The 11,290-nt window shown below is 38.9% G+C and carries 8 protein-coding genes and 1 CRISPR repeat array; all 8 genes read left to right on the forward strand.

Annotated elements, in window-relative coordinates; all coding sequences use genetic code 11:
- The first annotated feature begins 6 nt into the window (after nt 1-6).
- The 8 genes from VB733_RS20975 to VB733_RS21010 all read left to right on the forward strand — a co-directional run bounded on the left by VB733_RS20975 (nt 7) and on the right by VB733_RS21010 (nt 11,138).
- Nucleotides 7-984: an RAMP superfamily CRISPR-associated protein gene (locus VB733_RS20975; protein ID WP_323342001.1), complete on the forward strand. Its 978-nt coding sequence runs from the start codon at nt 7-9 to the stop codon at nt 982-984.
- On the forward strand, nt 981-1,472 hold the full coding sequence (locus VB733_RS20980; RefSeq protein WP_323342002.1) for a hypothetical protein: 492 nt from the start codon (nt 981-983) through the stop codon (nt 1,470-1,472). Before VB733_RS20975 ends, VB733_RS20980 begins: the two co-directional genes overlap by 4 nt.
- Complete coding sequence (locus VB733_RS20985; protein WP_323342003.1) at nt 1,456-2,553, forward strand: RAMP superfamily CRISPR-associated protein; 1,098 nt, start codon at nt 1,456-1,458, stop codon at nt 2,551-2,553. Before VB733_RS20980 ends, VB733_RS20985 begins: the two co-directional genes overlap by 17 nt.
- Nucleotides 2,554-2,565: 12 nt before the next feature.
- Entirely contained in the window at nt 2,566-3,198 is a 633-nt protein-coding gene (locus VB733_RS20990; RefSeq protein WP_323342004.1) for a hypothetical protein, read from the forward strand.
- Between the two features lie 47 nt (nt 3,199-3,245).
- On the forward strand, nt 3,246-3,893 hold the full coding sequence (locus VB733_RS20995; protein WP_323342005.1) for a DEAD/DEAH box helicase: 648 nt from the start codon (nt 3,246-3,248) through the stop codon (nt 3,891-3,893).
- Complete coding sequence (locus VB733_RS21000) at nt 3,893-6,040, forward strand: helicase-related protein (protein WP_323342006.1); 2,148 nt, start codon at nt 3,893-3,895, stop codon at nt 6,038-6,040. Before VB733_RS20995 ends, VB733_RS21000 begins: the two co-directional genes overlap by 1 nt.
- 262 nt (nt 6,041-6,302) lie before the next feature.
- A CRISPR array of direct repeats spans nt 6,303-8,247; the repeat unit is 37 nt; unit sequence CTTGAAACTCAACGATTCCCGTTCGCGGGATTGAAAC.
- A gap of 118 nt (nt 8,248-8,365) precedes the next feature.
- Complete coding sequence (locus tag VB733_RS21005; RefSeq protein WP_323342007.1) at nt 8,366-9,010, forward strand: Uma2 family endonuclease; 645 nt, start codon at nt 8,366-8,368, stop codon at nt 9,008-9,010.
- A gap of 253 nt (nt 9,011-9,263) precedes the next feature.
- Nucleotides 9,264-11,138, forward strand: a complete 1,875-nt coding sequence (locus tag VB733_RS21010; RefSeq protein ID WP_323342008.1) for a hypothetical protein — start codon at nt 9,264-9,266, stop codon at nt 11,136-11,138.
- Nucleotides 11,139-11,290: the final 152 nt, after the last annotated feature.

An 11,290-nucleotide genomic window follows, 5' to 3' on the forward strand; every position in this document is an offset into this window, starting at 1 on the left:
TTTATCATGCACAAACGACTTGTTAATCATTGCACGATTGATTTCAGCATCATTCCTGATGGTCCAATCTTAATTAAATCGGGACGGGAAGGTGCAGATCCGACAAACCCTGATATGGAATTTGTTAGGACTTTTCATCAGGGGGGATGGTCGATATATTTACCGGGAAGCAGTCTTAAAGGGGCAATTCGCGCTCATGCAGAAAGGATTGTTCGCACAATCGGAAGTGAGACAAAACCTAGTAATTCTAGTAAGCTTTGGGCAAATAATCCTTTAACTGATAAATATACTTACTTAAAGGATAGCGCAGGTAATGATTTACCACCTCATGAAATATATCAAAAGTCTTCATTTACCGACCAAATGTTTGGGAATACTTCAATTGCTAGTCGAGTTAGGATTGAAGATGCTTATCCAGTTGATGCTAAACAATTGTATATTGAAGAGCGCAATGGTGTAGCCATTGATAGGGTATTTGGTTCAACTGTTCCTGGAGCCTTATTTAATTATCAAGTATGTACTGCGGGAGAGTTTAGAACCAAAATTCATCTCAAGAATTTTACTTTAGCGCAGCTTGGTTTAATTGGGTTAGTATTGCGCGATTTAAATGATGGTTGGTTTGGTTTGGGTTTTGCGAAATCTCGCGGTTTGGGGACAGTACAAGTTAAATATAATTCTGCTGTCATTCAATATCCAGGATGTGTAATTGATGATGAGAATAAGCAAATTCAACTGCTAGGAAGTGAGAATCATTGGAGCTGGACTTATTTGCTAGGAGTTGGAGAATTTTTATCACAAGAAGAAGCAAATAAATATGGTTTTCAAAAACCGGATAAGCAAGATTCTCCTGTGCGTGCAGAATCTATGGATTTAGGTTTTGGTGTGCAAATGAAATGGGAAGGAGATACCCAAGCAGGAGTTCAAGATTTATTCATGCGTGGGGTTCGTGCTTGGGGTGAGCTTTTAGGATGTACGACATCATGACAAATGGATATGTTTATCACAGACAATTAATAGCAGCAGAGGAAATTGATAAGATTATTGATGCTGTTAAAAATGCTTTTGGTTCATCCGAACATTATTATTTCTTGCGCTATTCCCATAAAGTAAGTGGAATTTGTCTGGAATTACCTCAAGAACGAGGGGAAATAGAAGGACAAATGTTTAATGTAATTTGTGAGCTACGGTGGAAGAAACATAAAGCTGGATATGAGGCTTTAATACTCAGCAAACACGAAATTACATTAGATGGATTTGAAGCATTAATAAAGGAGTGGAAAATTTGCGATCGCAAGGCATTTTGGCATAAAGAAGAACCAAAATTTCCTAAAGGTTTCCAGTTTAAAGGAACTGATAATCAAGATATCAATTCAGATAATATAAAAATCCACCAACGATATTTCCAAGATTCAGCAACCGCAACTGTCCATTTTGTCGCACTAACGGTAAAAGCAAATGACTCAAACACCTAAACCTAAACCCCAACCAAAAAAAGTTATTCCTCCCCAACATCAAAACAATGAGAATGCAACAGCGACTAATTCAAATAAACCCTATCAATTTGTTTCCTTTCCTCGCGAAGGTCCCCATTTAGAAAAACCTGCGGGACATGATAAGTTTAAATTCGATAAAAATCAGTTGCATGGGACATTGTGTTTAAAATTGCACGTCCAAACATCGCTGCACGTTTCCACGGGTATTGTTGCTCCTGGTAGTGATATTGGAAGTCGCGTAGCTTTGATTAAAACCATGACTCAAGGAACAGAAAAACAGCTTTTAATTCAAGGTAGTTCTTTAAAAGGTTGTATTCGTTCTGTTTATGAAGCAATTACTAATAGTACATTAGGAATCATAACTAGAGATAAACATAAAAGGTATAAAAAACAAATTCCAGAAGAACGTCAACCTCGCAATAATAAAAATGAACTTTGTCCCGCAAGTCGAGTATTTGGTGCTTTAGATTGGCAAGGATTAATTGAATTTAATGACGCAAAATGTGAAAGTATTGATTTTAGTACCGGATTTATGCCGTCGTTGTATCGTCCTCGTCCTGAACCTGGAAGTGCATATTTTGACATGCGAGGAAAAGTAGCTGGACGTAAGTTTTACTATCATACAATTCGTGCTATTGAAAAAGGACAAAACCAAGAAATTGCTGTTCAACAAGCAGCAAAAGCCTATACATTTACTACCCAATTACAATTTAAAAATCTCCAACCCGAAGAATTAGGAACTTTACTGGTTATTTTGGGACAAGATAACAAATATCCTATTGCTTTAAAAGTAGGTGCTGGTAAACCCATCGGAATGGGAACAATGACCGTAGAAATAACCCAAGCAAGGGTTTTAGAAAAGTTCGAGGATATCAAAAAACGCTACTGTCAATATAATCCGACAAACGAGAATTTGCTGACAGGAAATGCTTTACAACAATTTATCCAAAAGCAAATTAAAGCTGCACATTCCCTATTGATCCAATCCGCACAACTGCAAGAACTAGCGCAAATTTTACACTACCCAACTGATAGAGAACCTCCTGAAGGAATGTATTAAGGAATTTATTAAATGCTAACTCAAGCTGAATCATTGACAGAAACCGAGTCTCAACTAGCTCATAATTTAGCCATTACCCTAGTTCAAGAAGATACCGACGTTAACGAAATGGGAAAAGCGATCGCCTATTTACGAAGCATCATCAATCAACCCGATGCAGGAACGAGATTTCTGAAATATCTGAAAACCCTTGTGACAAATGGAAGACAAATTGGACACAGCGGTAGAACTATCGATTATTATCGCAATATTGATCGCGCTTGTAGTAAATATTTGCAGAACTACCAAAATAACCCTGATTCCATGTTAAAAATCTTGGGATGGGCAATGCGCTTGATGCGATATTACAAAGTGAGTCCCATTGAAGATATTAATGTTAATGAGATACCAGAACCTATTTCACAACGTCAAGCGGAAATTGCAAAGGTTTTAAAATCTCATAAGTTTGAAATTGATCAAGTTTTGGATGCTACTGTACTGAGCATTAAGGGTAATAAAGTTACCTATGGGATGTTAGAGACAATTAAAATGACAGAGAAAGAACCGAAAAAGGCTGTTTCGCTGTCGGAGGGGCAAGTTGTGAAGGTAAAAATTGTTGCTCTCAAAGATGATGGAAGCATTAAGAGCGTGAAGTGTATCGAGTAAGAAGAATTAGCGCAAAAGGTTAAGAGGTTAAGACCACTTTCAAATTAATGATGTATACCTTTTCGATGAGCTATAAAGTAGATATCCCCCAACTATTCCACACCCTCACCACCCACCAACCCTACAACTTCCAAACCCAAACCATCGATCGCATCCTCAACCGTCAAGATACCATCCTCCGTGCTCCTACAGGTTCCGGGAAAACCGAAACCGCGATCGCACCTTTTTTATTTGCGAAATCTCTCCAGCTTGATTTCCCCAATAAGTTAATCTATGTTGTACCTCTGCGTACTCTTGCGAATAGTCTGCGTCAACGGGTGGAGATGATGGTTGCAAATTGGGAACGGTTGTATCCTCCGTCGCGTAATTTGGTGGTGACTTTGCAAACGGGGGAAAACCCTGAAGACCCGCGTTTTGAGGGGGATATTATTTTTTGTACGATTGACCAAATGTTAAGTAGTTTTTTGAATATTCCCTATTCGGTGGGTCGTGGTTCGGGGAATGTCAATTGTGGAGCGATTTTTGCGTCTTATTTGGTGTTTGATGAATTGCATTTACTTGACCCAGATAGGTCTTTTAATACTGTTTTAAAAGTGTTGCTGCAAGTTAAGGGTATTTCTCCAGTTTTATTGATGACAGCAACGTTAACTGATGAATTAGCGGTAAAAATTAAGGAAATCATCGAAGATTCATAATGGAAATTAGTCGAGTTGCAGATGTTGATTTAAAAATAATTGAAGCTAATCGCTGTCGAATTTTTCGTGCTGTTGCTCAACCTTTGACAGCACAGTTGATATGGGATGATATTTTTCAAAACAACCGTCAGCGAGTGATTGTGATTTGTAATACTGTATCCCAAGCGCAGGGTTTATATCGTGATTTAGAAGCTTTAAATCAAGATGGGGAAATAGAAATTACGCTTTTACATTCGAGGTTTTTACCTGAACATCGTGCAGCGAAAGAGAGCTATCTAAAGGATGTATTTGCCCAAAATTGGCGAGATAGTTATCAAGATACTTATCAAGCAAGTAATATTTGTCAAGTTTTAATTTCTACCCAGGTAATTGAAGCGGGGATTAATATTACCTGCGAAGTATTACATACTCAGCTTAGTCCCATGAATTCCCTCTTACAACGTGGGGGACGTTGTGCAAGATTTGCGGGAGAATTCGGTGAAGTTTACGTATATCGGACGGTGGAGGTAAACCAAGAAAATCAAGATTTAGCAGAGACAGATTTATTTGAGATTGAAGAAAATTTATTAAGTGATATTCCCTGCGATAGCGTAGCGCTGCTGCCTACGGCAGAACACACATCCGTAAACAATAACATTGCAACTACAACAGAACCAAAGAAAGAGAGCTTTTTGCCCTATAAAAAGGAAATTTGTGAATTAACTTGGCAAGTTTTACAAGCACATACTAATTCTGAGCATGTTCATAATCATGTCGGGTTTAGGATTGAGGAAGAATGGATTAACTTGGTGCATCGTGATGAAGATTTGCTGACTCTTAAACGTCGCGAAAATAGCGAAATGGAGTTTGAAAGTAATTTTCATGATGCTGTTTTTAAAGGGGATGAGTCAAAAGCGATCGCACTTATCAGAAAGGTAGATAATCGCAGTATTTTTACTTGGACTGAATCTGGTTTTATTGATGATGACGACGAAGTTAAGGATATTCAAAAATTATTGCCTTTCTCAGTTCCCATTTCTACCCTCTGTAAAGCTTGGCGAGATTTTCAAGAGAATATAGGTTTTGGAGATGATTGGATTTTCAAGCGAATTGAAACACCAAAAAATAAATCCCAATCTTACAGTCAACCTGTCTTGAGTCCGATTACTTCTCGTGATTTTTTGATTGGCTGCTATCGCATTTTCGTCAATCCCCGGTATATTTACTATGACGAGAATATCGGTTTAAAAATTGGTGTGGATACTACAGGAAATAGATTTAACTCTCCACCAAAACCAGATAAATCACTCAGTAATCAATATCGCTATCAAATGGATACCTATGTTGGTCATTTGGTTTTGATGTGGAAATGTTGGCGAGAAAACTTTGAAACAAAGATTTTGAGAAACGGGGAATCCATCAAAGTTAAATATCCTGCTGTTCGCGATGAATTACTAGTAGCCGGTGGTAAATTTATTCAAACTAAAATATTACCTAATCTTGCTATAGATGAAACAGAAGCATTATTTGAAACGCTGGTATTTTTCGCGATTTTTACCCACGATTTAGGCAAATTACAATTAAAATGGCAACAAGTTATGCGGGGATGGCAGAAAATAGCCCACTGCAAATATCAAGGTAAAAATCCACGGGAATATTTACTCGCCCATACCGATTATAATCCAGATGATAAAGCCCAAAAAGATGAATTAAAAGCCTATGAAAAGACAAACAAGCGTCCCAATCATGCGGTAGAAAGTGCTTTTTTAACCCAAGCGATTCTTAAACAGTCTCTAGTCCCGTTTTTGCGTAATTCTTCGCTCAGTAATGATAAAATAAAATACCTATGTTATACGGTAATAATGGCGGCTGGTCGTCATCATTTCGCTTGGGCTGAAGGATTTCAAAGTGCTGATGTTGCTAATTTAAAGCAAATTGAATTGTCTGAGGAGTATGATAAAGCGATCGCACATAGTTGGCGGTGTATGGTACGCTTTTTCCCGAATGGTGATTGTTTACACCAGCCAAGTTTAGGAAAAAGTGTTTATAACCTCAAAGAGTTGAATTTGAATATTTTTGAACGCGATGAGATTGAGTTTTTGCAGCTATACTCTTTGGTGGTACGTGCTTTGCGTTTGTGTGACCAGCGATCAGTACAATTAATGTAAAGATAGCTTATCAATTGTGGACATCAGCAAATAGTACATATATGATGTTACTAGATTGATGTTTGGCAAGCCGAAGCGGGGGCTAAAACCTGGGGGGTTCTGCCAAAATCCTCAGAACCTAGACAAGTTAATAGTTACAGCGTTTTTATATTCGGCGCTATTGACATTTTATATCAATAAGTGAGGCTGAAATGAGGTCATTTTTTCGATCCGCCAAAACTGTTTGTAGAATCCTTACCCTGTAAGGGTTTCAGATGGCGGGCTTGAAACTCAACGATTCCCGTTCGCGGGATTGAAACGATTTAAAGGGATAACACTTGGCTTAAAGTCCCCCATCTTGAAACTCAACGATTCCCGTTCGCGGGATTGAAACGTATTAGATGACAGCTAGTTGTTTACTTGCTAAGTAGCTTGAAACTCAACGATTCCCGTTCGCGGGATTGAAACACACAGAAGCATATAGGATAGTCAAACAATTCTGTGACTTGAAACTCAACGATTCCCGTTCGCGGGATTGAAACGCCTCTAACTCAGTCATTCCTAACCGAATAGATTTAACTTGAAACTCAACGATTCCCGTTCGCGGGATTGAAACTCTTCTCTTCCATCATCTGTAAATGCCCTAACTTTGCACTTGAAACTCAACGATTCCCGTTCGCGGGATTGAAACACTTAGGGATTACTGCCAGCGCTAATGCTGCTAATCCTTGAAACTCAACGATTCCCGTTCGCGGGATTGAAACACTCATCTGGTTGAGTCATGCCTGAAGAAAACTTACTTGAAACTCAACGATTCCCGTTCGCGGGATTGAAACAATTGTAAACCGGGAGAGTTCTGCCCCCCGAATTGCCTTGAAACTCAACGATTCCCGTTCGCGGGATTGAAACAGACATTGAGTAGGAAATATTACGAGATATTTCTTTAACTTGAAACTCAACGATTCCCGTTCGCGGGATTGAAACATTTATCTAAGGAGTTAGATACTAAACTAGCCAAACCTTGAAACTCAACGATTCCCGTTCGCGGGATTGAAACGTTAAATCTCCCTTGAATATTAGCGCCAATTCTTGACTTGAAACTCAACGATTCCCGTTCGCGGGATTGAAACTCAAGTCAGAGCATCCTAGGAACTCACTCTCGTATATACTTGAAACTCAACGATTCCCGTTCGCGGGATTGAAACCTACGAGTACAACTGTCATACTTAAGATGTTTGACTTGAAACTCAACGATTCCCGTTCGCGGGATTGAAACATTAACAGAGCTTACCAAACAAATCGCTAACTACTTCGCTTGAAACTCAACGATTCCCGTTCGCGGGATTGAAACCAACAAGATGTGTACCACCTTGAACAGAGCCTTATGCTTGAAACTCAACGATTCCCGTTCGCGGGATTGAAACCATCTAATACCTCACGATATTAGAGGGCGATTATTCTTGAAACTCAACGATTCCCGTTCGCGGGATTGAAACGCTTATATTCGGAGCAAACAGATTTGAGTTGTGTGACTTGAAACTCAACGATTCCCGTTCGCGGGATTGAAACTGTAATTGTTGACAATGAAATAAGCCGTAGAAGCGAACTTGAAACTCAACGATTCCCGTTCGCGGGATTGAAACTACAAGATTTAATCGATGGAATTACAATTGCTTTTGCACTTGAAACTCAACGATTCCCGTTCGCGGGATTGAAACGTAAATGATTTTTTAATAATTCAAATGCACTCTGTACTTGAAACTCAACGATTCCCGTTCGCGGGATTGAAACAGAATTATGCAGGGGATATTAATAGGGCGATTGTACCTTGAAACTCAACGATTCCCGTTCGCGGGATTGAAACAACTAATTCGGGGAAGCTGACAGCAAAGTCAGTAGCCTTGAAACTCAACGATTCCCGTTCGCGGGATTGAAACGATATGTCAAGAAAGATATAAAACCAGCAAAGATATCCTTGAAACTCAACGATTCCCGTTCGCGGGATTGAAACTACTTTGTTCCTGACTATCCTATTGGTTCTAAGCTTGAAACTCAACGATTCCCGTTCGCGGGATTGAAACGACTAGAAATAACAATCCCAGAGGCAGCAACTGCAACTTGAAACTCAACGATTCCCGTTCGCGGGATTGAAACATTGAATTATTACGAGTATATACGAGACCAAGAGCAACTTGAAACTCAACGATTCCCGTTCGCGGGATTGAAACCAACCACAATACTATAATATTGTTAAACTTTAACAAAGGAAGTCATAAAAATATTGTTTTGACTTTGTTAAAAGAGAAAAAATACCCATCGCCAGATAATTACAAAAGAGGTTAGCTCGTGGTTAGCAACTTTAAAGAACTCATTGATGAACCCGAACTAAAACAATCTTCAGATTCAGAAGTAATATTTGTTACTAATGATGTCAGTTGGGATAATTACGAAACATTGGGAATCAAACTAGAGGAGAATAGCCATTATCGCCTTACTTATCTGGATGGGGTATTAGAAATTGTGTCGCCATCAAAAAGACATGAATCGGCGAAAACCAGGATTTCCTTTCTTGTATCGCTGTTTTTGTGGAAAAAACAAATAACATATTTTTCTTGGGGAAGCGCCACCTTGAAAAATGAAGCAAAAAAAGCAGGAGCGGAACCAGACGAATGTTTCTGTATTGGGGAAGAAAAAGATATTCCCGATTTAGTTATAGAAGTAGTTATAACTAGTGGAAGTATAAGCAAATTGGAAACCTATCGACGTTTAGAAGTTGCAGAGATTTGGTTTTGGCAAAGCAATCAATTTAAGCTATATCACCTGCGAGATATTTCCCAAAGCGAGCAAGCAAGTATTTTTCCTGAAACTTACGGATACGAAGAAATCACCACCAGCGAACTTTTACCAGAACTGGACATTGCTTTACTAACAAGATGTCTGTTAATTGCCGATCTAATTCAATCCAACAACGAATTCGATCGCAGTATTTAACAAGTATCCTCTATTTTACGTCACGAGCGAAAAATATATTCTTTGCTTTCTGGGATAATTTTCGATTTTGGCATATCTTTTGTGCTAACAAGCGTTATCTATATGTTACAAGCTACCTTATCTTCCTTCGTGGTGAATGACGTGTCTACATACCCATTCATAATCCACGCAAAGAACAATCAGATACCGGAATACCCCCTTTCCATGCCCATGCTATAAATAATTAAGCAAACAACCCAAGGCTCAATCCCAGATGACAGAGCAATTAATTATTACTAAAATATTCAGTAATTACGCTGATACATTTCTCATGCTGGGTATTGCCAGACTCGCCGAATATGCTCTTGTGAAAACAAAACAACCAAGCTCAATCCAAATCATAGATAGAGGTACAGCCTATATTCTCCAATTTAAACAGCCTATCAAGCTCGAACCGATTAGCAACATCAAATATACAGACCCTTTCCCAGTGGTGAAGGGGCAAAAAACTGATACCAGTAAAATTCCCGCAGATGTGGAAATATTTGACACGGTAGAACAAAGCAATAATCGCAAGGTTTACCGAGATTTTCTCTTCCAACACCGAGGAAAAATCGAAAACCGGGAGGAAGCACCCAAACCACCGGATTCGAGAACTCAAAATGGTGCAATTCTCACCTCTATGCGACACGATCGCAACCATAATGATTTGTTTATGGGTTGTTGGGAATTGCGGGAAAACTATGGTGCTTTGATTGCAGCACTTTTCCAAGGGTTTAGTCAAGGTTCCAACCAAGAAAGTGGGGGAGTCAAAGCAGTTGCAGAAATATTCGAGCAAAATACTGGTTGTAAATTATCTGATGTCGCAAGTGCAGTGAAGATTTACTTACCAACTTCCGTTCAGGGAGTCGCTAGGGTAAAAGCTGATAGCAACAAAGTAGACTCACAAAAAGCCGATTGGTTGAGTTTGTGGTTAATTGCAACCGGGTTCTTTCACTACGGGATTGCAGAGAGGGTGAAAATAAGCGATCGCAGTTTTGATTGGAGAGTTGTCGCACTCCAACCCCAAGATATCCAATTCCAAAACTATTGCAGCGTCATCAAAAAATTACTCATCTACAATCCACCAGGGGGAGCGCATGGAATTGCTCGCTTTGATGCAGAGTTAGTATTGCGGTTTTGTCAGGAATTGCTCAATTACCACTCAGTTTCTGAGGAAATCGAAGAATCACAAGATGATTTCGATGATTTTGATATTTTGGGTAAATCTGTAGATCAATTTGTCAGCAACTTTGCCGGAACTCATTTTGGTTCCAAAGGACAGGTTTATGGAGTGAAGGAAATCTTCAGTTTAGGACTTCCGGCTTGGATACATCCCCACAGCAAAGATGAATTGTACCAGTATCACAATACATTACAAGAGCATCTTAAGGTGGTGCGATCGCTTTCTATAGACGAGGGAAATAGCGAGTTACTTGCAGCATACCGAGATTTTATTACCGGGAATGATTTATTTCAGTTTTTCCGCTTCCAAGTCAGCTATGCAGATTACATTACAAAAAAATTAGCTGACGGAAAATCCAGAGTTTGTTTATTTTCTAAACAGGGAATCGATATTATGGTGAGAAATTTTAGTAACAAGTTGCGACAAAATGACAACGATTGGAGTTTGACAGAGATTACCGAAGACCCAGGTTTTCTAAATATTGCTAAAGCTATTAATAGTGCCACTGTTTATGCAGGAGCGATTCGTGATAAGGAAGGTAAGTCAAAAGAAACTGGATGGGAAAGAATCTACGGATTAGCCCAAAGACTCAGCAGTCAATCAGGTTCAAAAAAAGATTTTATTATTGAAATCAGTGCCTTTTTAGCTAGCTATGAAAATGAAAATTTACGCATTGATGAAGAACTAAGAAAACAAAATAAACCCCGTCGAATTTGGACAACCAAAAACGATTTAGATAGATTGATTCACTTGATTGAAAAACATGGTTCTAGCATAGTAGCTAATCTTTTAATTGCCTACGGATACGCCAAAGGATGGGGTAAAGGTAAAGATACAGAAGGTACAGAAAAACAGCCTAATGACATCATTGATGAAGCCGAAAATATAGATGACGAAATTGATAATGAAACAGAAGCAGCGTAAAAAGTTTTGGTTTGTCGTTGTGCTTTAGCGCTAAAAATCAGTAATGAAGATTTAATTATGGTGCTGTATAACCTTACGGTATACCCTTCAAGAAGTAAACTACAAGAAAAGGGCAGCATAATGTCCCATTTCCAATTTAATAGTAGTTGCTT

Source organism: Calothrix sp. UHCC 0171 (assembly GCF_034931845.1).
Lineage (GTDB): Bacteria > Cyanobacteriota > Cyanobacteriia > Cyanobacteriales > Nostocaceae > Brunnivagina.

Excerpts from the sequence above, each read along its gene's own strand:
- VB733_RS20980 (WP_323342002.1), top strand. The coding sequence starts at position 981 with ATGACAAATGGATATGTTTATCACAGACAATTAATAGCAGCAGAGGAA.
- VB733_RS21000 (WP_323342006.1), top strand. The coding sequence starts at position 3,893 with ATGGAAATTAGTCGAGTTGCAGATGTTGATTTAAAAATAATTGAAGCT.
- VB733_RS20985 (WP_323342003.1), top strand. The coding sequence starts at position 1,456 with ATGACTCAAACACCTAAACCTAAACCCCAACCAAAAAAAGTTATTCCT.
- VB733_RS21010 (WP_323342008.1), top strand. The coding sequence starts at position 9,264 with ATGACAGAGCAATTAATTATTACTAAAATATTCAGTAATTACGCTGAT.
- VB733_RS20995 (WP_323342005.1), top strand. The coding sequence starts at position 3,246 with ATGATGTATACCTTTTCGATGAGCTATAAAGTAGATATCCCCCAACTA.
- VB733_RS20990 (WP_323342004.1), top strand. The coding sequence starts at position 2,566 with ATGCTAACTCAAGCTGAATCATTGACAGAAACCGAGTCTCAACTAGCT.
- VB733_RS20975 (WP_323342001.1), top strand. The coding sequence starts at position 7 with ATGCACAAACGACTTGTTAATCATTGCACGATTGATTTCAGCATCATT.